This window comes from Enterococcus sp. LJL120 (assembly GCF_054871765.1).
Window position 1 is genome coordinate 170,858 of the sequence record NZ_JBTXLV010000006.1, and the last position, 19,728, is coordinate 190,585.

At 40.9% G+C, this 19,728-nt stretch carries 23 protein-coding genes; 18 read left to right on the top strand and 5 right to left on the bottom strand.

Annotated elements, in window-relative coordinates; translation table 11 throughout:
* Window positions 1–7: 7 nt before the first annotated feature.
* From ACYSNU_RS11490 to ACYSNU_RS11510, 5 genes are read right to left on the bottom strand one after another with little or no spacing between them, the layout of a single operon-like run.
* Window positions 8–772 (bottom strand): ABC transporter permease, encoded by a 765-nt coding sequence (locus ACYSNU_RS11490; protein ID WP_461737347.1) that lies wholly within the window; start codon window positions 770–772, stop codon window positions 8–10.
* Window positions 769–1,680: an ABC transporter ATP-binding protein gene (locus ACYSNU_RS11495; RefSeq protein WP_461737348.1), complete on the bottom strand. Its 912-nt coding sequence runs from the start codon at window positions 1,678–1,680 to the stop codon at window positions 769–771. The genes ACYSNU_RS11490 and ACYSNU_RS11495 overlap by 4 nt, the downstream gene beginning before the upstream one ends.
* Complete coding sequence (locus ACYSNU_RS11500; RefSeq protein ID WP_265456701.1) at window positions 1,680–1,871, bottom strand: PLD nuclease N-terminal domain-containing protein; 192 nt, start codon at window positions 1,869–1,871, stop codon at window positions 1,680–1,682. The genes ACYSNU_RS11495 and ACYSNU_RS11500 overlap by 1 nt, the downstream gene beginning before the upstream one ends.
* A gap of 19 nt (window positions 1,872–1,890) precedes the next feature.
* On the bottom strand, window positions 1,891–3,267 hold the full coding sequence (locus ACYSNU_RS11505; RefSeq protein WP_461737350.1) for a PH domain-containing protein: 1,377 nt from the start codon (window positions 3,265–3,267) through the stop codon (window positions 1,891–1,893).
* 5 nt (window positions 3,268–3,272) lie between these two features.
* Window positions 3,273–3,650 (bottom strand): GntR family transcriptional regulator, encoded by a 378-nt coding sequence (locus ACYSNU_RS11510; protein ID WP_461737351.1) that lies wholly within the window; start codon window positions 3,648–3,650, stop codon window positions 3,273–3,275.
* Window positions 3,651–3,850: 200 nt separating this feature from the next.
* On the opposite strand from ACYSNU_RS11510, the gene folB reads away from it, so the two are divergent.
* The 18 genes from folB to ACYSNU_RS11600 all read left to right on the top strand — a co-directional run bounded on the left by folB (window position 3,851) and on the right by ACYSNU_RS11600 (window position 19,683).
* Window positions 3,851–4,216, top strand: a complete 366-nt coding sequence (gene folB, locus ACYSNU_RS11515) for a dihydroneopterin aldolase (RefSeq protein WP_461737352.1) — start codon at window positions 3,851–3,853, stop codon at window positions 4,214–4,216.
* Window positions 4,213–4,695: a 2-amino-4-hydroxy-6-hydroxymethyldihydropteridine diphosphokinase gene (gene folK / locus ACYSNU_RS11520; protein WP_461737353.1), complete on the top strand. Its 483-nt coding sequence runs from the start codon at window positions 4,213–4,215 to the stop codon at window positions 4,693–4,695. Before folB ends, folK begins: the two co-directional genes overlap by 4 nt.
* Complete coding sequence (folE, locus tag ACYSNU_RS11525) at window positions 4,696–5,262, top strand: GTP cyclohydrolase I FolE (protein ID WP_461737354.1); 567 nt, start codon at window positions 4,696–4,698, stop codon at window positions 5,260–5,262.
* Window positions 5,255–5,845 (top strand): non-canonical purine NTP pyrophosphatase, encoded by a 591-nt coding sequence (locus tag ACYSNU_RS11530; RefSeq protein ID WP_461737355.1) that lies wholly within the window; start codon window positions 5,255–5,257, stop codon window positions 5,843–5,845. Before folE ends, ACYSNU_RS11530 begins: the two co-directional genes overlap by 8 nt.
* Window positions 5,846–5,904: 59 nt before the next feature.
* Window positions 5,905–6,696, top strand: coding sequence for a dihydropteroate synthase (gene folP / locus ACYSNU_RS11535; protein ID WP_461737356.1), 792 nt, complete (start codon window positions 5,905–5,907; stop codon window positions 6,694–6,696).
* 21 nt (window positions 6,697–6,717) lie between these two features.
* Window positions 6,718–7,035 carry a hypothetical protein gene (locus tag ACYSNU_RS11540; protein WP_461737357.1) on the top strand — a complete coding sequence of 106 codons (318 nt, stop codon included), beginning with the start codon at window positions 6,718–6,720 and terminating at the stop codon, window positions 7,033–7,035.
* Between the two features lie 162 nt (window positions 7,036–7,197).
* Window positions 7,198–8,301: a glycerol dehydrogenase gene (locus ACYSNU_RS11545; protein ID WP_461737358.1), complete on the top strand. Its 1,104-nt coding sequence runs from the start codon at window positions 7,198–7,200 to the stop codon at window positions 8,299–8,301.
* A 207-nt stretch (window positions 8,302–8,508) separates the two neighbouring features.
* On the top strand, window positions 8,509–9,660 hold the full coding sequence (locus ACYSNU_RS11550; protein WP_461737359.1) for a serine hydrolase domain-containing protein: 1,152 nt from the start codon (window positions 8,509–8,511) through the stop codon (window positions 9,658–9,660).
* 70 nt (window positions 9,661–9,730) lie between these two features.
* Entirely contained in the window at window positions 9,731–11,197 is a 1,467-nt protein-coding gene (locus ACYSNU_RS11555; protein ID WP_461737360.1) for a sensor histidine kinase, read from the top strand.
* The gene (locus ACYSNU_RS11560) at window positions 11,194–11,901 is read left to right on the top strand and encodes a response regulator transcription factor (RefSeq protein ID WP_461737361.1); all 708 of its coding nucleotides are present in this window, start codon (window positions 11,194–11,196) and stop codon (window positions 11,899–11,901) included. The genes ACYSNU_RS11555 and ACYSNU_RS11560 overlap by 4 nt, the downstream gene beginning before the upstream one ends.
* A 514-nt stretch (window positions 11,902–12,415) precedes the next feature.
* The gene (locus ACYSNU_RS11565) at window positions 12,416–13,141 is read left to right on the top strand and encodes an ATP-binding cassette domain-containing protein (protein WP_461737362.1); all 726 of its coding nucleotides are present in this window, start codon (window positions 12,416–12,418) and stop codon (window positions 13,139–13,141) included.
* Window positions 13,138–13,872 carry a hypothetical protein gene (locus ACYSNU_RS11570; protein WP_461737363.1) on the top strand — a complete coding sequence of 245 codons (735 nt, stop codon included), beginning with the start codon at window positions 13,138–13,140 and terminating at the stop codon, window positions 13,870–13,872. The genes ACYSNU_RS11565 and ACYSNU_RS11570 overlap by 4 nt, the downstream gene beginning before the upstream one ends.
* Before the next feature lie 140 nt (window positions 13,873–14,012).
* Complete coding sequence (locus tag ACYSNU_RS11575; protein WP_461737490.1) at window positions 14,013–14,162, top strand: teichoic acid D-Ala incorporation-associated protein DltX; 150 nt, start codon at window positions 14,013–14,015, stop codon at window positions 14,160–14,162.
* A gap of 11 nt (window positions 14,163–14,173) precedes the next feature.
* Complete coding sequence (gene dltA, locus ACYSNU_RS11580) at window positions 14,174–15,688, top strand: D-alanine--poly(phosphoribitol) ligase subunit DltA (RefSeq protein ID WP_461737364.1); 1,515 nt, start codon at window positions 14,174–14,176, stop codon at window positions 15,686–15,688.
* Window positions 15,688–16,896, top strand: a complete 1,209-nt coding sequence (gene dltB / locus ACYSNU_RS11585) for a D-alanyl-lipoteichoic acid biosynthesis protein DltB (RefSeq protein ID WP_461737365.1) — start codon at window positions 15,688–15,690, stop codon at window positions 16,894–16,896. The genes dltA and dltB overlap by 1 nt, the downstream gene beginning before the upstream one ends.
* A gap of 23 nt (window positions 16,897–16,919) precedes the next feature.
* Window positions 16,920–17,162: a D-alanine--poly(phosphoribitol) ligase subunit DltC gene (gene dltC / locus ACYSNU_RS11590; RefSeq protein ID WP_461737366.1), complete on the top strand. Its 243-nt coding sequence runs from the start codon at window positions 16,920–16,922 to the stop codon at window positions 17,160–17,162.
* On the top strand, window positions 17,162–18,433 hold the full coding sequence (dltD, locus tag ACYSNU_RS11595) for a D-alanyl-lipoteichoic acid biosynthesis protein DltD (RefSeq protein WP_461737367.1): 1,272 nt from the start codon (window positions 17,162–17,164) through the stop codon (window positions 18,431–18,433). The genes dltC and dltD overlap by 1 nt, the downstream gene beginning before the upstream one ends.
* Window positions 18,434–18,450: 17 nt before the next feature.
* Window positions 18,451–19,683 (top strand): serine hydrolase domain-containing protein, encoded by a 1,233-nt coding sequence (locus tag ACYSNU_RS11600; protein ID WP_461737368.1) that lies wholly within the window; start codon window positions 18,451–18,453, stop codon window positions 19,681–19,683.
* Window positions 19,684–19,728: the final 45 nt, after the last annotated feature.

The following is a 19,728-nucleotide window of genomic DNA, read 5'->3' on the forward strand; positions in this document are numbered from 1 at the left end:
ATTCTTTTTATAGGGCTTTTTTATTAAAGATGAGACAGCTAGCAATTAAACTGAAAATAATCCAAATAAGTGTGACTAGGATAGCTGGATAAAAATCTGATAGCTGCAGGCTGCCATTAATCAGCTGCAGGTTCTGCGAAACTAGATAGAGTGGGTTATACTCACTGACTTTCGGAAAAATATTTGCCAAAAATAGACAGGCCACAAGTCCGCCGCAAAAAAGTAAAGTGCCGCTGGTTTCAAAGAAAAGAACACTACCAAGGTATATACTGGCCAAAAGAAATATTCCGAAAAGCCATAGAAAGCTTGCCGCTAGGAACAAATGATTTTGCAGATCAGTTGGCCAGTAAAAGGCCGTATAAGCATAGGTAACAGCAAAAGCTAACAGATTTCCCAAGGTCCACAACAGACCGCTGACCGTCAGCTTTGAAAAAATGACGGTTGTCCGGGGGAGTCCTTTAGTCAGCATGTTCACTAGAGTTCCTTTGGTCAGTTCGCTAGTCAGACTACTGCTGAAAACAATCACTAAAATAATCAAGCCAAATTGTGGTAGATTTTTATAGTATTGCGTCCATGAATCAAAGGCGGTTGGTGTTGGAACGGTCAAGGTGATGCCTTCCAATGATAAGCTTGAAATTAAATCCGGGGTAAATTTTGCAATCAAAGGATTCATTAAGCCCAGCAATAAAAAGATGACCGTTAATAGCAATAATTTGCCGTTTCTTAATACCGCTAAACCTTCTTTTTTGGTAAAAGCTAGGTAAGCGCTCATTTCACCACCTCCAAGAATAAATCCTCCAGTGTCGGTTCTTGGATTTCCAATTTTACCGGCACAAGCTGCTGCTGATTCAAAAGCTGCATTAATGCAAAAATAGTTTGATCAGCATGAAGGGTACTAATTTTCAGCTGTTCAGAATTTTGTTGCTCAATTGTAAAAGATTGAGCAGCCCTGTCTGTAAATTTTTTGAGGCTGCTGTCATCTTTAAATTCTAAGAGAATCGTCTCTTGTTGCTGTTGATTTTTTAAGGTTTGAATGGCGCCGTTTAAAACAATTTCCCCTTGATCTAAGATGGCCACATGGTCACAAATTTTATCGACATCTGCCAAAATGTGGGTTGAAAACAAGACGGTGGTCTTATTTTTAATCCGCAGCAGAATTTCTAAAATTTCTTTGCGGCCTAAAGGGTCCAAAGCAGAAGTTGGCTCGTCACAAATCAGCAGCCGTGGTTCATTTAATAAGGCTTGAGCAATGCCCAAGCGCTGCTTCATTCCCCGCGAAAAGCCGCCGATTTTTTTCTGTTCTTTTTCAAGGCCAACAAGCTCCAACAATTCAGCACTTCGTTCTTTGATTTTGGCTGCGGGCATATGGGTAATCTCTCCGCAGAGTTTCAAATACTCTGCGGGCTTCATAAAATCATAAAATTCTGGAACATCCGGTAGATAGCCGACAAAGCGGTTGGTTTTAGTTTGGCCAAAGGCGACAGACTCGTCAAAAATTTTGACAGTTCCCGAAGTGGGCTTCAATAAACCCAGCATAATTTTCATGGTGGTGGTTTTGCCGGCACCATTTTTCCCGAGAAAACCGAAAATAGCTTTTTCCGGGACCTCAAAGGAAACATCCTTTAAAATTTGCTGTTTGCCAAAATTTTGATGCAAACGATTCACTTCAATGGCGGCCATCAAGCATCACCTCGCCCGATAGAAAAGTAAAGGACAGGCCCGATAATCGTGACAAAAGATAGCAAAAGCCAGAGCCATTTATTACCAAAACGGTAATGGGGATGCCGTAGCACATGGATAATCGTGGCTGCTGCTAAGGCGAATTCTAAAATAATTAAGGGAATCAAAATAGGTAAAAGATCGGCACTCATGTTTACTCCTCCTCATAAATTAAGAGACATTTTTCAAAATTTCTTGGTATTCTTTTTTTGTTTCCTCTGCATCGCTGGCGGTAAAATAATAATCCCGGTCGGCTGTTTTCAAATAAATAATTTCCTTTTGATCAAGGCGAACGTAGAGCGTTGCCGAGCGACCATTTCCAGCAAAAGAACCGGTTGCATAGTTTTCGGTACCCATGCCGTTCACGCGGATTAAGCCTTTTGGCAAGTCAGTTAGCAGTTCAACAGACTCAATATCGTGAAAGGGGACGCTGGATTTGCCGACAAGCGGGGCTGTCATTACGACATCTTCTTGGGTGATTTCCATGCGAATCGAATTTGTTTGAAAATCATATTGGAACAGCGGCACCATCACAAAAGTTAAGATACCCACTAAAAAGATGACAAGAATTCCGCCACCGATTTTCGCGGCAGGTTTTGCCATGTTCATGGTAATATTCATACCAACACGATCCGGTAGCATCAGACGCTTATCATTGGGATTGTAATAAATACCATAGCGCCAATATTGGTCGTCACCGCTGTAGCGTTGTTCGCCGGTTTGCGCCATTAGTTGATCTTGTTTTTTCCGCAGTTTAAATAAAAGAGCAATCGTAGCACCGCAGCCGATAAAGAGCACTAAGAAGTAGGCTACCGAAATGACCGTCACAATTGTTGGGTTAAAAGTCAACAGACCATAAGGCAATAAAATCAAAGGAACAAACAGATAGCTCAAGATAATGGTAATCAGTGACCAGTAAAATTTTGTCAGATCATTGTATTGCTGGTTGAGCTCAGTCTTTTGCGACCAAGCCTTCACTGGAAAGCGGCGGATGTAATAATACATCGCCAGACAAAGCAGCCATAAAATTCCTGCTGTCACAATCATCACGAGGTTCATTGTGAAGCTATTTAGCTGAAGGATTGAGATGGCTGCTGCGACAATCGTCAGCAGCAGACTGCCTAGCAACCATTTGAATGACAGCATTTTGCGATTTTTTAATTGAATCGCTTGGGTATCAATCAGAATCGGTTGTGCTTGTAACAGCCAGCCCATTTTAGCTTGCAGATCGTGAAGTTTATGAATGTAATGGACTTGGTAGAGATACATCGTACCTAGAAAACCAAAGATCCCTAGCATAAAGCCAGTCAATAAAATAGAATCATAAGGCAAAAAAATCAGTGGAATTGTTGTCAAACTAAAGATTATTGTGATAATTAAAAGTCCTTTGCGGTAGTCTTTGATTAAAGCTTTCACGACAGGAGCGTTTAACTTATCCATTGGTAACGTATTTTCTAAAATAATATTGGCGTGGGGCCGGCTGGGAATGATGCCCATCAAGCCCATTAAAATAAATAATGCAATTTCAATCAGAATCATAAAAGACATGTAAATCACTCCTCAAAAAAATCTGTTAGTATTTGTTGGACACTTTTTTCTATTTGCTCGGTGTTGACGGCGTGCAAACGAATTTCTGCTAAAATCAAGGTCAGTTGGAAAAATAAATCCGGCGGCAGGGGACCAGGCTGCGGTTTTAATGGGGCGACTTTGGTTCCCAGTCTTCGGTCGGTAATTAAAAATCCCTCATCCTTCAATTGATTGTAAGCTTTAGAAATTGTCATATTGTTCACGCCAATTTCATCTGCTAGCTGACGAACAGAGGGCAGCTGCTCATCTGGTTTTAACTGGCCTTTGGCAATGCCGATAATAATTTGGTCCCGCACTTGTTTATAAATGGGAATATCTGATGTTGTGGAGATTTCAAAAAGCATTGTGTCACCTGCTTTCTTTTTTTGTATTGTTTGTATTATATATTATAATACAAAAAACTTGTTTCAACAAGTGACAGGTCAACAGGATTTTTCAAAATTTTTACTGGCAACAGAGATTTATTAAGATGACAATTGTCTTTTGAAACTGTATATTTAATGAAGAAGTTTTAGCAAATTTTTTTGAAGGTAGGAAAAAATGCATGGGAAAAATTCGTATAAATAATTTAAAATATTTTACAAAAAATGGTGTCTTGAAGGAAGAACGCGTGCTGGGACAGCAAATCGAAATTGATGTTGAACTAAGACTAGATTTGACTGCTGCGGGCAAGAGTGATGATGTGGCAGATACCGTTAGCTATGCAGAAATTAATGATTTGATTGCCAAGCGAGTAGCAAAGAGTTCGTACAACTTAATGGAAGGCTTGGCTGCGGCAATTTTAGATGATATTCAAAAGGATTTTGACAGCCGTTTAACCAGTGTACTGCTGCGAATTCGTAAATACAGCGTACCGATGCCCGGACTGTTTGACAATATTGAAATCGAAATGGAAAGAGCCTTCAAATGATAACTTATCTAGCCTTAGGCAGTAACATGGGAGAGCGTTTAGAGTTATTGAAGGCCGCCAGAGAAAAATTGGCAGCTGATCCTCAAATCGAAGTCTTGGCCTCCTCAAAATTATATGAGACTGATCCATACGGTTACACGCAACAGGAAGATTTTTTAAATGCTGTCATTAAAATCGACACGAGTTATCAACCGGCAGACTTATTAAAAAAAATTCACCAAATAGAAGCGGCCTTGGATCGCAAACGCTTGGTTCATTGGGGACCACGCACCATCGACATTGATATTTTATTGATGGGTGATTTGAACATCACCACTGAGGAATTAATTATTCCTCATAAAGAAATAACAAAGCGCTCCTTTGTCTTAATTCCTTTAAAGGATGTCTATCGTGGAGAGCTTTTCAAAAAAAGTTTAGTGGCTTGGATTGAAGCCAGTGGAAATCAGCAAGAAGTAAGATTAGCAAAAGAGGTATGGTAAATGAATCCAGAACAGATTGCTCAAATTGAAGCTGCCGTGACTCAGATTTTAACGGCAGTCGGCGAAGACCCACAACGGGCCGGCTTAGTCGAAACGCCCCAACGGGTTGCCCGCATGTATCAAGAAATTTTTAGCGGCTTAACGACAGACTTTGATGATTTTAAATTATTTGATGCCGGTAGTGCCGGTGAAATGGTGGTCGTCAAAGATATTCATTTTTATTCGATGTGTGAACACCATTTGTTGCCATTTTTCGGCAAGGTGCACATCGCCTATATTCCCTCTGAAAATAAAGTCTTGGGACTAAGCAAGTTGCCCCGACTTGTTGAATACTGTGCAAAAAGGCCTAGCGTTCAGGAAAACTTAACGCGGCAAATTGCTGAAATGATTGCCGAGCATGTTCCGGTTTCAGGCGTGGCGGTTTCAATTGAGGCTAAGCATTTATGCATGGAAATGCGGGGGGTGCGTTCTCCCGACAGTAAAACGAAAACATTCTTTTATCTCGGTGCCTTCAAAGAGGATCAGGAGTGGAAGCGCGATTTTTTAGCGGCGATTAATCATGACTAGCTTGATTGTTGCAACAAAAAATTTAGGTAAATTGCAGGAGATGCAAAAGGCCTTTGGGGAGCAAATTCAGTTAATTGGTCTCCATGAATTAGCACCAGACCTGAAGAGTCCTGTTGAAAACGGTACAAGTTATCTGGAAAATGCGCGGCTGAAAGCCAAGTATTATGCAGAAGCATTGCAGCAGCCGGTTTTAGCCGATGACGGCGGATTAGAATTAGCAGCTTTTCCGCAGCTGTTAGGAGTGCAGACTCATCAGTTTTTTCAGACTGAGACTGCCCCAGAACAAAATCAAGAAATTTTAAATTTATATCAAAAAAATCCGCAACAAAATCGCGCGTTTGTGCTCCATGCAGCTTTGGTTTATTGGGGAAAAACAGAATTTCAGGTGGAAAAAACGCTGACCGGTGAGATTGTTGCTCCCCGAGGTCAGCTGGGTTACGGATTTGATTCTATTTTATGGCTGCCCGCTTACCAGAAAACTTTGGCTGAGCTGCCGTTAGCCCAGCGTAACGCTTTAAGCCCTAGAATACAGGCGCTAAAAATAATTTTGCCGCAAATTTTAGCCAGCTTAAGCGTTCATTAAGAAAAAAGCCAAAGAAAATTTACTTTTAAAGACTAGACTGACAAAAAGGAGGCAGGCCAATGTTTGATTTTACAAAAAAACAGCAAATCATGGGAATTTTAAATGTCACTCCGGACTCTTTTTCTGATGGTGGGCACTACACTGATATCGAAGCGGCTGTCGAGCAAGCCGAAGCTTTGGCGCTAGCCGGCGCCGATGTGATTGATATCGGCGGCCAATCGACACGGCCAGGCTATCAAGAGATAACACCAGCAGAAGAATTAGCCAGAATTTTACCAGTTGTGGAAGCAGTCAAACAAAGAATTTCTGTGTCGCTATCGGTGGATACTTATTTTCCTGAAGTCGCCCAAGCGGTGATTAGCGCTGGTGTGGAAATTATCAATGATATAAAAGGTCTCGATCAACCGGGAATGGCGGAGCTGTTGGCGGCTAATCCTGAAGTTGCGGTGGTCATTATGCATTCCCGCAAACGCCGAGAAGTTTCATTGATAACCGACCTGCAGGAATTTTATCAAGAAAAAGTAGCTCAATGTCAACAACACGGCATCTCATTAGAGCGAATCGCCTTTGACCCAGGTGTCGGCTTTCATAAATCTGTCGCAGAAAACTTAGCGATTATGGCCCAGCCACAAAATTTTCGCTTTGAGAAACTGCCGCTGTTGTATGGTGTCTCCCGCAAGCGCACGATTGGCACGGTGACGGGAGAAACGAATCCCCTTGAAAGAGATTATGCTTCAGTTACAGCTTCGCTTTTTGCCCTTGAACAGGGAGTTGAAATGGTGCGGGTCCACAATGTTGCCGGCATGAAGCAGGCTTTAACCATGTGGTCGGCTTTAAAAAATTTAAACTAATCTGAAAAAGGAGTTGTGAAGATGACAATTGAGGAACTAAAATTCCTGCAGGAAAATTTTTCTGAGGAAAAAGTTTATCTCACTGATGGTTATTATCGTTTCAATCAATTAGCAGCGGAGGAATATGAAATCATGTTTGCCTTGGCGGGCAATTGCGGCACCAGTGAGTATCATCCCCGCATCCGTTTTGCGGTTGAAGCCGGACAGATTGTACCGATTTCTTTGATGGATGTTGTGACAACGCCTGTTCAACTGATTGACTATTCACCAGAAACAGCAGCAGAATTAACATTAGCCTTAGAAAAATTAAAAGATAAATTTTTTGCCGCCAAAGCTTAGCAATAACTTAATAAAGAATACAGCCAACTGAGGGATTTAAACAATCAGACAGTGACTATTCGTTAGCTCTTTTAAGTTAACGAATAATCACTGTGGAATCAGTCTGGCTTTTTTGTTAGCATATATTTGGTCTTGTGATAAAAAACACAAAGGGGTGTGTATATGGAAAAAATTTTTATTAGTCCGGCCCGTTATGTTCAGGGCAGGGGCGTTTTGAAAAGTGGTATTTCTCATATTAAAAAAATTGGCAAAAAATCGTTATTACTTTGCGATGATTTTGTCTGGCAACTTTGCGGTGAAGCATTTGCTGAGAATTTAAAAATAGAGGGACTCACCGTTTTACACCTGTCCTTTGATGGTGATTCTTCTGAAAAAACTATTCAAGCAATTTTGACAAAAGCCAGCGGTGCGGATGTGGATGTTGTTTTAGGTTTGGGAGGCGGAAAGACAATCGACAGCGCCAAAGGAATTGCTGATTGCTTATCTTTACCGGTGGTTATTTTACCAACAACAGCCTCCACTGATGCACCGACATCGGCGATTTCGGTAATGTATTCAAAAGACGGTATTTTTGAAAAATATCAGTACTATCAAAAAAGTCCAGAGCTCGTCTTAGTTGACACCGAAATCATCGTCCAAGGGCCAGTTCGTTTATTGGCCTCAGGAATTGCCGATGCTTTGGCAACTTGGGTTGAGGTGCGGGCTGTGCTGCAAAGTCGTGGCAAAAATTTATTAGGCGGCGGTGTGACTTTAGCGGCGCAGGCGATTGCTGAAAAATGCCAAGCTGTCTTGTTTGAATTTGGCAAACAAGCACTAGCGGCAAATCAAGCAAAAGTTGTGACAGAAGCCTTTGAGCAAGTCGTCGAAGCCAATACGTTATTGAGTGGTATCGGTTTTGAGAGCGGCGGTTTGGCGGCTGCCCATGCTATCCACAATGGCTTTTTGAAATTAACAGGAGAGATTCAGCAGCTGACCCACGGAGAAAAAGTGGCTTACGGAACACTGACACAACTCTTTTTAGAAAATCGTCCTAAAGTGGAGCTAGATTGTTTTATTGATTTTTATCAAGAATTAAACTTGCCGACGACCCTAGCTGAGTTACATTTAGAAACGAATTATTCACAACTGTTGGAGGTAGGGCGACAGGCGACAATTCCTCAGGAAACGATGAGCCGGATGCCTTTTAAAGTTGAAGCGGCTGATGTAGCAGATTGCCTTTTGGCAGTTGATAGTTACGTGAAAAGTTTAAAAAATGAAGGTAAGTAAGTTGCAGCTAACCAAGTAAGCTCTTAAATAGAAAGAATATTTGCAACGTCCAATTTTTTGTGGAAAGTGCAATTATTATCATATTCTGAAAAAATATGGCATATTTAACGTAGTGTAGCTTTTAAAGGATTTAGTGAAAGCAGATTTCGAGTTGAAACAGACAAGATACTTTTTATTTTGATTGAACAAATGACGAAGGTGAGCTAGTTGAGAAAAAAATGGTGGATTTTAAGCAGCGCTTTACTGATAATTGGTTTAATTGGGTTGGTCAGTTGGCGTTTGCTGGAAGCAACTCCAAGTGTCAGCGGCCAAACAGCGACGGAAACCACAACGGAAACCACAACCGCTAGTGAAGTCATCTTAGACGAACCAATCCAAGCCAATAATTTAGATGGTTCAGCCGCAACAAAGGAAAAAATTAATCAAATTTTATCGGAGGACCGCTTCGCTGGTGTCGCCTTAATTGTTCAAAATGGGCAATTGTTTAGCAACCAAGGCTATGGTTATGCGGATGCAGCAAACGCTCAGACAAATGAAGCAGCGACCGCTTTTCCTGTGGCCTCCATTCAAAAAACTTTGACGGGCATTTTAATTGCCCAACTAGTTACGGCTGGTGAGCTGTCCTATGACCAAAGCCTCGCCGATTTTTATCCGCAGGTTGAAAATAGTTCTGCCATTACGGTGCGCATGCTTTTGAACCAGACTTCGGGCATTCAAATGGACGAGATTGCTCCGGCAGAGGTTTTGACAACGCAAGCGGAGCAGTTGGATTATGTCTTAGAAAGTTTAAATTCGACAAACGATTTTGATTTTTATTATACCAATGCCAACTATACTTTATTGGCGGGAATTATTTCTCAGATTAGTGGCGTTGACTATGAAACGTATTTAACGGAAAAAATAATTCAGCCTTTAAATCTTCAAGGAACTTATTTTTGGGATACTCTGCCTGAAAATGTGGCAGTTCCCAATCCTTATTATTACGATCTTGAAACGAACACGGAATATCTTGATTACGGTCCAGAACTAGTTCGTGACCGGCCGTTATTTTCCAGCCTTTTAGGTGCCGGTAATCTATTGATGACTGCGGAAGATTTATTAAAAGTCCAAGAGGCGTTGCGGGAGCAAACACTAATTAGCAGCCAGGCTTTTTTTGAACTTTTAGAAACTGACAGCGGCTATAGTGCTGGCTACTGGCAGGGAGAGCAGTTGGAAAGCGCCGGTGTTTTAGGTGCTTATACCTCCATCATCTACACCGACTGGCAATTTCAAAATATTGTGATTTTATTGGAAAATCAAGTTGGCTTAAGCGACGTTGCGACACTGGCGGAGGATATTTATTCTTTGACAGCCATTTAATAACACAACCTGAGTATTTTGACCATTTCAATGATATTCAGATTTTAATTTTTTTGTAAGAGGAAAGCCTATGACCATTAAGCGCAAGTTATTTATCTCCCATATTATTATGATTGTCGTGCCAGTATTATTGAGTTTATTAGTGCTGACTGGTGCCTTAGTTTTTGTTTACGAATATTTTTGGGGCGGCTATCAAAATGCCTCTGATGAAAATTACCAGTTTCGGGAGCAGTATGCCCAAGTGGAAAAGCTGGTTAATTCTTGGGAGGGAGCAGACACCGACACACAGCAAATCATTGAAGATGTCGAGGATTTTTATCAAGATTATTTTTCCACCAGCATCGCTCTTTTAGTTTATCAAAACGGTGAGTTAATCGATTCAATTGGAGAGGTGCCGGATAGTAATTTACTGGCGGTCGCTTTAAATGAAGACGGTGACCACACCTATATTGTCGATCAGCTTTTTGTCGCCAGTTTTGAAACGACTCAATACGATGTGATTTTATTTAATACAAATTACACCAATGATTTGTATTATGAAAATCCAATTTGGGATAAAGATTACGACGTTGCTATGTCGAATATTTTAATTCTGATTTTAATTGCCGTATTGCTGGTGATTTATCTGATGAATCGCTTTTTAACGAAGCGCTTGACTAACAGTATCACTCAGCCGCTGGAGGAACTGGCTTTTGGCTTCCAGCAGATTAAAGCGGGGGACTTACATTATCAAATTGACTATCAAAAAGATGACGAGTTTGCTCCTATCATGACCGACTTCAATCAGATGGCCCAGCGATTGGAACTGGTTATTAATGAACGAGATCAAAATGAAAATAGTCGTCGGGAATTAGTCGCTGGCATTTCCCACGACCTGCGGACGCCGCTCACCTCGATTGAAGCCTATCTTGAAGGTTTGGAAAAAGGCGTGGCGGCCACACCGGCGATGCGGGATAAATATTTTGCAACCATCAAGCGGAAAACCAAAGATATGGAGCATATCATCAATCAGCTCTTTCTTTTTTCAAAACTGGACACTGGCGAGTTTCCTTTTAATTTTGAAGTGGTCAATGCCAGCGATTTTTTACAGGAGTATCTACAAGTGGTGCAGCCGGAATATCAAAACCGTGGCTTGCAGGTCAGTTTAACTGGACCTTTTGAAGAGCGTTTGCCAATTAAAATTGATGTAGCTCAATTACGGAGTGTCTTAACGAATTTATTGGAAAATACTCTTAAATATTCTGATAAACAGCTGACGACTAGTCATATCAGCTATCAGAGAAAAGCTGACTATTTAGAAATTCAGCTGTTAGATAATGGTCCCGGCGTTGCTGCAGATAATTTATCGCAGCTCTTTCAACTTTTTTATCGCAGTGACCAAGCCCGCAGCAATCCCAGTGATGGCAGCGGCTTAGGCTTAGCAATTGCCCGCAAGACAATCGAAGGCTTCGGCGGAGAGATTAGCGCCTTCCTGCCGGAAGAAGGCGGCTTCGGTGTCGTGATTAAAGTGCCGTTGTTTAAGGAGGACAAAAGATGAGCAAGAAAATTTTGGTAGTAGAAGATGATGCAGACATTGCTAGCATTGAAGTTGATTTTTTAGAAATCGAAGGCTATCAGGTAACCGCTTTGGCAGACGGCCTGGAAGGGTATCAAGCCGCTTTAAGCAATCAATTTCAATTAATTTTACTGGATTTAATGCTGCCGGGAATGAGCGGTTTTGAAATCTGCAAACAAATCCGCGATAAGGTGGACGTCCCGATTATTATGGTGACCGCCAAGACTGAAGAAATTGACAAGCTCAGGGGCTTAGGTTTAGGAGCAGATGATTATATTGCCAAACCTTTTTCGCCAACAGAGTTAGTTGCTCGGGTCAAAGCAAACTTGGCCCAATACGACCGAATCAAGGCCCATGTTGAAGGTCCAGCTGTCACTGAAAGTCAAGATACCATTAAAAAAGGGCCCATCACAATCAATCCTAAAACCCATCGCGTTTTTGTAAACGAACAAGAGGTTGGTTTAAAGCATCGAGAATACGAGCTGCTATTATTCTTGATGGAAAATGCCGAAATGGTCTTTAGTAAAGAAGAACTCTACGAAAAAATCTGGGGCTTTGATGCCATCGGTGATTTGCGAACGGTGGCGGTTCACATCAATCGTTTGCGGGAAAAAATTGAAAAAGATCCCAGTAATCCGCAGCACTTGCAAACTGTCTGGGGTGCCGGCTATCGCTTTGCTCCCTGAAAATTCCAGCTGGTTTCATAACGAAACTAGAAAAATTTTGCTACACCGATAAGAAAAAGTATCTACTAAAATAGCTTCAAAAATTATTTTGGCCGCTGTGCCTATGAAAAATAATTTTTGAGGCTATTTTATTTGGCTCAATATCTTGGCGAACCCTTCTCGCTGTTGATAAAAAGCATCAAAAATTTTTCGATATTTGGGAGCTAAGGCTTTTTGCTGGGCAGTATATCCGGTGGAGCCATTCTATAAGCGTATTTCTTAGAAAACTTTAATTCGCGGGAGCTTTTAGTCTTCTCTTAACTGGTCATTCCATAAGCTCATTCCGTCAAAAACATTGGTTGCACCGATAGCTCTCTTGGCTTTTTGGATATCAGGGAGGGCGGGTTCAAAGACGGCCAGTCCTCAGTAATCTTTTTGATTTCCAAAAAAGTTTATCTTTTGTTTAACACTTCATGATGTCTTGTTTATTTTCCTTTGCTAAACTGGCTTCAATAAAATGAGCGGAGGTGATCAAGTGGCAGCAATCGAATTTAAAGACGTCTCGGTTATTACAGACGATCCGTATGAGTCTTTTAGGGATTTCAATTTGTCAGTTGCCTCAGGAGCTTTTTTTGTGTTGACTGGATTAACTAGTGCCACTGAAAAAAAATTGGTCCAGCTATTGCTAGGGTTAAAAAAACCTGCAACCGGTCAGATTTTCCTTGATCATTTTGATATTAGCCAAGAAGCACAGCGCAGGCAGGCGTTTCAAAAAATCGGTGTTATGAGTCAAGATATTTTGCAAGAAAGATTGACAGTTCAAGAAAATATCGCCGCTATTGGCCGGTTTCAAAAAAATTATTCAAAGGTACGACAGGAGTATTTATTAAAAAAATTAGCTCTAGCAGAAGTCAGAAAGCAGCGAGCTGATGCTGTAACCAGCTTTCAACGACAAAAGTTAGCTTTGGCTCTTGCTTTGTTACATAATCCAGAAATTTTAATTATTGAAGAGCCTTTCGAAGGTTTAAATGACAACGAAATACAACAATTGATAGCGTTATTTTCAGCAGAAGCTGGTCAGCAGAAAACGATTTTTCTACTTGCTGAAAAGTTGGTTCCGCCTTTAGAGGCAGCCTCGGAGATTGCCGTTATCCATCAGGGCCATTTGACAGTTACCAGTAGCCAAGCAGACATCCAAAAAACCTTCAGCACACTAGCTGAATTTTATGATTTTTACACGGGAGGGGAGGTTATGCGATGAGCTTTTTGATTCCTTTTGAGCTGGATTTTAATCGTTTACGAAGCTCAAGTTGGTTCAAACGAACCTTGCTAATCATCTGTTTGACAATTATCAGCGGTTTTTTTATTGTCAGAGCTTTTTCTCCTCGACTGCAAAGTCATGGTGGTGCCTATCCTTTTTTTGTTTTGCATTGTCTGGAGCTTGTGATAATTCCTTTGATTATCTTTTTTTGCAGCAATCAATTGATTGGTAAAGCCTTGAAAAATCAGGAAATTCGCCTGTGGTTTTTACAATCCGCCTCTAAAAGTAGTATTTTTTTAGGGAAAATGCTGGCTACCTTAGGGATTATTTCATTAGTTTACGGAGTGAGCTTCATTGTAAGCTTAATAGTGACCTTAAGCTTTAGCGGCTTGACAGCTGTTTCGGTTATTAAAGTGCTGTTTGTCTATACCAGTAGTTTTTTAGGATTTTTACCAATCATTCCGTTAGCTTTTCTAGTCGTGTTACTTGTTAAACAGGCTGGCGTTGCTTTTTTGATTAACATGGTTGTGTATTATAGCTTGCTCGTTTTGGAAAAAATTGAGCTGACAGTTTTTAAGGAAAAGGAATTGCGGATTTTAGCTCCCAGTACGTTTTATTCCGGACATATTTTTACAATCGGCCAGTTTTTTTTGATTTTTGGGCTAACAATTTTGGCTTCAATCGTGGTTTATCGGCTAGCTTTAAGACGATTTAAGCAGGTTGAATTGTAAATGACGAGAAAATTTCATGATAATTAATCAGTAGTTTAACAATTGTTTATCTTTTGGCGGTTGGGTATTTAACTTTAGCTTTTATACTAACAATGTACTCAGATCAAGAGTTTTTTTACAGGAGGGCGCATATGAAATTAATTAAAAATTGGTGGTCCAATGAAGCCGTTAATTATTGGCTGAAATTTGTCGGAAAAACCATATTTTTCTTCGCAGTCGTCGTGATGCTCGTCTATTTATATCATTATAAAAATATTCAAGGCGGCACATTTATTTACAATGAATTTTAGGAGGTGGCAAGATGCTGACCAATATTGTAACAACCATTGATAGCTATGGCGTAACTGATCCACAGCGGATTGCTTATCGCGATGAAACCAGCCAGTTTACCTTTGGACAATTAAAAAAATATTCAGATCAAGTCGCTGTTTTTTTAACGAGCAAAATAAAGGCAGCCGGCCCAATCGTCGTCTATGGTGAATTGGAATTTGAAATGCTGGCCGCTTTTCTGGGGACTTCCAAAACCGGGCGGGCTTATATCCCGATTGAAAGCAATACCCCTCAAGAACGAGTGGAGCTGATTTTACAAGTTGCCAAACCAGCGGCCATTTTAGCAGTAGCGGACTGGGCGGGTCCCGCAATCAATGCAATTCCAATTATTTCACCTTTGGAATTACAAGCCATTTTTGAAAATGAGGCTGAGGTAAAAGATTTTTCAATCGTTAAGCCAGAGGACACGTATTATATTATTTTCACCTCAGGAACTACAGGTGTGCCAAAAGGCGTACAGATATCCCACAAAAATTTATTGAGCTTTGTCAATTGGGAACTGACTGACTTTGACTTGCCAGAAGGTGCTAGCTTTTTGTCACAGGCACCTTACTCCTTTGATTTATCCGTGATGGGAATTTATCCAGCTTTGACTTCAGGCGGGTCATTGGTACCGATGAAAAAAGAAACCATCAATGATTTTCGCCGGTTGTTTAGCGCATTGCCAAAACTTGATATCAATGTGTGGATTTCAACGCCGTCCTTTATGAAAATTTGTTTGATGGAGCCGACATTTGATGGCCAGCATGTTCCTAGTTTGCAGACTTTTCTATTTTGTGGAGAAGAGTTGCCGAAATCAACAGCTTTGGAATTATTGATTCGCTTTCCTCAAGCTAAAATTTTCAATACTTATGGACCGACTGAAGCAACTGTGGCTGTTTCAGGAGTTGAAATCACCAGCGAGCTTTTAGAAAATTATGATCGAGTTCCGATTGGTTATGTTAAAGAGGATACGCAAATTTTATTTATGGAAGAGGGCAGGGTGTTGGAAAATGGCTCTATTGGAGAGATTGTCATTGTCGGTCCCAGCGTCTCAAAGGGTTATTTAAATAACCCTGAAAAAACAACTGCCGCCTTTTTTGAATATGGCGGAGAGCCGGCTTATCATACCGGCGACAGTGGCTCGATGACCAAAGAGGGCCTGTTACTCTACGAAGGCCGCATCGATTTTCAAGTGAAATTTCACGGCTACCGGATTGAGCTAGAAGATATTGATCATCATCTAGATGATGTCAGCTTAGTCAAACAAGCCGCCGTCGTACCCAAATATGTGGAAAATAAAGTGGAACAATTAATCGCCTATGTCGTACCCGAGGCAAATGATTTTGAAAAAGAATTCAAATTGACCAAAGCGATTAAAGAGGAATTAGCTAGTTTAGTGATGGACTACATGGTTCCACAAAAATTTATTTACGTGGAGGAATTGCCATTGACCGCCAATGGCAAGGTCGATCGTAAAGGCTTGATTGCTGAGGCAAACCGCTGATGAGTTGGCCTCATGTGATTCCTTATGCGAATCCCATATACTTTCTTTGGTTAGCCGTTGCGCTGTTGCCAATGATTTTCATTTTACTAATCAAGGGCAAGCGCTGGGGTTGGTACCAAAGTTTAATTACTTTAATTTTTCTTTACATTAGTTTTGGCGGCAAATACTGGCAGCAGGGCCTCGCTTTAATTGGCTATGTGATTTTTCAAACCCTGCTAGTCTGGTGTTATCATCATTATCGGCAGCAAAAAAATGCCTCAGGAATTTTTTATTTGGCGGTTGCTTTGGCAATCCTGCCGCTGACCTTAGTCAAAGTAATTCCCTTTGTCGATGGCGGGGCAGCAGCGATTTTTGGCTTTTTAGGTATTTCCTATTTAACCTTTAAGTCAGTTCAAATGATTATGGAAATGCGGGATGGCACGATTAAAGAATACCATCCATTGCGATACATTCAGTTTTTACTCTTTTTCCCGACGATTTCATCTGGTCCGATTGACCGGTATCGCCGCTTTGAAAAAGATTTGTTGGAGCCACCCACCAGAGAGGTGTATGCCGGGTTATTAAACCGCGGCATCTGGAGCATTTTCTTAGGCTTTTTCTATAAATTTATTCTCGGCTATTATTTCGGTCAGGTTTGGCTACCGCTGTTAAATAAAAGCTTGATGCATCAAGGCTTCTTCTCTTGGAGCTTAATTTTATACATGTATTGTTACAGTATGTATCTGTTTTTTGACTTTGCCGGCTATAGCTTATTCGCAGTCGGTGTCAGTAACTTGATGGGCTATGACACACCGAAAAACTTTAATAAGCCCTTTATTTCTGACAACATCAAAGAGTTTTGGAATCGTTGGCACATGACCTTGTCTTTTTGGTTTAGAGATTTTATCTACATGCGCCTGATGTTCACTTTGATTAAAAAGAAGGTCTTTAAAAGTCGGATTGTCGCCTCAAATGTCGGTTACTTTGCCCTCTTTATGATAATGGGAGTCTGGCACGGTCTCACTTGGTATTATCTGCTATATGGTTTTTATCATGCTAGCTTGATTTGCCTGACGGATGCTTGGCTCAGATTTAAAAAGAAACATAAAAAACAATTGCCTTCCAATAAATTTACGAAGGCTCTAGCAATTTTCTTAACCTTTCAAGCAGTTTGTTTCAGCTTCCTGATTTTTTCAGGCGTTTTAGATCAATTATTTTTCCACCATTAAAAACTTTTAAGGAGACGATTTAAATGAACACACAAGATGCAGTTTTAGATATTTTAGAAATGATTACCGGTACCGATGAAGTTAGAGAAGATTTGAATGTGAATTTATTTGATGAAGGCTTAATGGATTCTTTAGCCACTGTCCAATTACTCGTTGAATTAGAAGGCCAACTAAGTGTGCAAGTCCCAGTTTCAGAATTTGACCGTGCTGACTGGAGTACTCCCGCTCAAATTATCGCTCAAGTTGACGCCTTAAAAGCTGCCTAATGAAAAAACAACTTCTAGCTATCTTTGGGCCGCTAATTTTAGCTGCGGTCCTTCTGGGGGGCTTTTTCTATAGCCCCTGGAAGTTTGATGTGAGCGACTCAAAGGTGATAGCGAAGGCCTCAACTTCAATGGCAAACAGTGTACTGCGGGGCACTGAGATTACCTCAGAAGCTTTGTCCTCTGGAAAATATGTACCGTTTTTCGGTTCATCAGAATTAAATCGTGTGAGTTCCACACATCCCTCTGTATTAGCCCAAAAATACAATCGGAATTATACGCCATTTTTATTAGGGGCAGCGGGTACTCAGTCATTGTCACAGTTTTCCATGATTCATTCGCTAGCCAAAGAGTTGAGTGGCAAAAAAGCTGTCTTCATTGTTTCCCCCCAATGGTTTACACCAAAGGGCGTGGACAAGGATTACTTTAAAAATTGGTTTTCAGAAGAACAGACCTATCAATGGCTGCTGTCTTTAAAAAATATTTCAGCCGATGACCAATATTATGCAAAACGTTTACAGGATTTTGAGATTGTTAAAAGTAATAGTACCTTAGTAGCGGCCTTGGAAAAAATTGCGGCAGGCAAACTGCCGAAGCAAAGTGAACTGGATTATTTCCAGCTGCAGAGCAATCTGCTTTCTAGAGAAGATCAGCTCTTCAGTGGCATCGGCCTCAACCGCAACCTGCAAAAAGATATCAATCAAGCGGCGAAAGCTTTGCCAGAGCAATATGACGAAAGTGCCATTGATCAAGTGGCAACAACAGAGGGCAAAAATGATACGAGCAACAATGATTTAGGCATAAAGAATTCTTTTTATACCTCTCGTTTGAAAAAAGATATCAAGAAGTTAGCAGGTTCGCAAAAGGATTGGGATTATCGCTACAGTCCTGAATACAGCGATTTTCAATTGGTTCTAAATGAGTTTGCTAAAAATAATGTGGATGTCTTATTCATCATTCCGCCTATCAACCAAAAATGGATGGACTATACAGGATTGTCCAACGAGATGCTCGCCGGCTTTGCTAAAAAAGTCCGGTATCAATTAACCAGTCAAGGCTTCACGAATATTGCCGATTTAAGCGGTGATGGCAATGAAGATTATTTTATGGAAGACACCATTCATTTAGGTTGGCGCGGCTGGTTGGCTGCGGATCAAGCGATTGAACCATTTTTAGACAAAAACAGCACAAGCAAATTAAACTATCAAATCAACGACGATTTTTTAAGCACAGACTGGCAAAATCAAAATCCAGATGCATTACCAGGAAATTAATTCAAGGAGGGCTTCCCGTGAAACATAAAAGACATCACCGGATTATTCTCGGCTGGTTTGTTTTATTTTTAATGTTGGGTGTTGTTTGGGGAGCCAGCCAATTTGTTAAAGAGACACCATCGAATGCGTCAGTAAATGAAACGACAGCTGCTAGTAGTACAACTACCAGCAGTACAACTAGCACAGTGGCCAGTTCCTCTTCTACGACGAGCTCAGCTACTGATGCAACAGTCTATGCCAACTTAACTAATGGCCAAACTGTAGTCGCTGGCAATGAAGGGACCGATTACGATCAAATCGTCCAAAAAAGTGGCTTTTATGGCTCCGTTTTGGTTGTGCATAATGGTCAAATAAAGTTAAGCAAAGGCTACGGCAATGCCGATAATGCCAAACAAATTCCCAATTCGCCAACCACCCTTTATAATATCGGTTCCACTCAAAAAGGGATGACCGGCACCTTGATTATGCAGGCGGCAGAGGAGGGAAAACTAGCATTAAGCGACAAGCTGTCAAAATATTATCCGCAGATTGCCGGTAGCGATCAGGTGACGCTAAAAATGATGTTGGATATGGCTTCTGGCTTGCAGCTGACGAATTCGCCTAAAAATTTGGCGAAGGATAGTGACGCCTTGCCATTTTTCACCGCCAATGCTGCCATCAAAAATACTGTCGGTAAGTTTGACTACCAGCCTATTAATTTTAATTTACTCGCCGGTATTTTAGAAAAAGTGTATCAGCAAAATTATTACACCATTTTTGATAATTATTATGGTACAAAAGCGGGCATTACGAATTATAGTTTTTACCAAAATATTGCTAATAACCCGAATGTGGCTGTCCCATATTCAAATAATGACGGTACAACGCCTTATGGCACTGTTGCCACCGAGAGTGCAAATGACTACATTAAAGAGCTTGGTACCGGTAATGTCTTTATGAGTACCGGCCAATTGTACCGCTATTATTCATTATTACTGTCGGGCCAACTAATTTCTGCGGCGGACGTTAAAACCCTGCAAACACCAGAGGAAGCCAGCGGCGCGCCTTACGCCAGCGGCCTCTACAATGAAAAAACTTATTACGCCAGTCATGGCCAAGAGCTGACCTATGAAACCTATGTCGCTTTGTCACCAGACGGTCAAACGGCTGTGATTATCGCTAGCAATCAAGACCAAGATAAAACTAAAATTGACCGGACTTTGCTGACGGATTTATACAAAGAGCTGACTGGAGTCACTTTAGATTTTTAAAAAAATAAAAATAGCGGACTTGTTGAGGAATATCCCTCAGCAAGT

Excerpts from the sequence above, each read along its gene's own strand:
- folB (WP_461737352.1), top strand. The coding sequence starts at position 3,851 with ATGGGAAAAATTCGTATAAATAATTTAAAATATTTTACAAAAAATGGT.
- ACYSNU_RS11505 (WP_461737350.1), bottom strand. The coding sequence starts at position 3,267 with ATGTCTTTTATGATTCTGATTGAAATTGCATTATTTATTTTAATGGGC.
- ACYSNU_RS11510 (WP_461737351.1), bottom strand. The coding sequence starts at position 3,650 with ATGCTTTTTGAAATCTCCACAACATCAGATATTCCCATTTATAAACAA.
- ACYSNU_RS11490 (WP_461737347.1), bottom strand. The coding sequence starts at position 772 with ATGAGCGCTTACCTAGCTTTTACCAAAAAAGAAGGTTTAGCGGTATTA.
- dltA (WP_461737364.1), top strand. The coding sequence starts at position 14,174 with ATGCTGACCAATATTGTAACAACCATTGATAGCTATGGCGTAACTGAT.
- ACYSNU_RS11555 (WP_461737360.1), top strand. The coding sequence starts at position 9,731 with ATGACCATTAAGCGCAAGTTATTTATCTCCCATATTATTATGATTGTC.
- ACYSNU_RS11530 (WP_461737355.1), top strand. The coding sequence starts at position 5,255 with ATGACTAGCTTGATTGTTGCAACAAAAAATTTAGGTAAATTGCAGGAG.
- ACYSNU_RS11495 (WP_461737348.1), bottom strand. The coding sequence starts at position 1,680 with ATGGCCGCCATTGAAGTGAATCGTTTGCATCAAAATTTTGGCAAACAG.
- ACYSNU_RS11545 (WP_461737358.1), top strand. The coding sequence starts at position 7,198 with ATGGAAAAAATTTTTATTAGTCCGGCCCGTTATGTTCAGGGCAGGGGC.
- ACYSNU_RS11540 (WP_461737357.1), top strand. The coding sequence starts at position 6,718 with ATGACAATTGAGGAACTAAAATTCCTGCAGGAAAATTTTTCTGAGGAA.
- folP (WP_461737356.1), top strand. The coding sequence starts at position 5,905 with ATGTTTGATTTTACAAAAAAACAGCAAATCATGGGAATTTTAAATGTC.
- folE (WP_461737354.1), top strand. The coding sequence starts at position 4,696 with ATGAATCCAGAACAGATTGCTCAAATTGAAGCTGCCGTGACTCAGATT.
- ACYSNU_RS11560 (WP_461737361.1), top strand. The coding sequence starts at position 11,194 with ATGAGCAAGAAAATTTTGGTAGTAGAAGATGATGCAGACATTGCTAGC.
- ACYSNU_RS11570 (WP_461737363.1), top strand. The coding sequence starts at position 13,138 with ATGAGCTTTTTGATTCCTTTTGAGCTGGATTTTAATCGTTTACGAAGC.
- dltB (WP_461737365.1), top strand. The coding sequence starts at position 15,688 with ATGAGTTGGCCTCATGTGATTCCTTATGCGAATCCCATATACTTTCTT.
- dltC (WP_461737366.1), top strand. The coding sequence starts at position 16,920 with ATGAACACACAAGATGCAGTTTTAGATATTTTAGAAATGATTACCGGT.
- folK (WP_461737353.1), top strand. The coding sequence starts at position 4,213 with ATGATAACTTATCTAGCCTTAGGCAGTAACATGGGAGAGCGTTTAGAG.
- ACYSNU_RS11500 (WP_265456701.1), bottom strand. The coding sequence starts at position 1,871 with ATGAGTGCCGATCTTTTACCTATTTTGATTCCCTTAATTATTTTAGAA.
- dltD (WP_461737367.1), top strand. The coding sequence starts at position 17,162 with ATGAAAAAACAACTTCTAGCTATCTTTGGGCCGCTAATTTTAGCTGCG.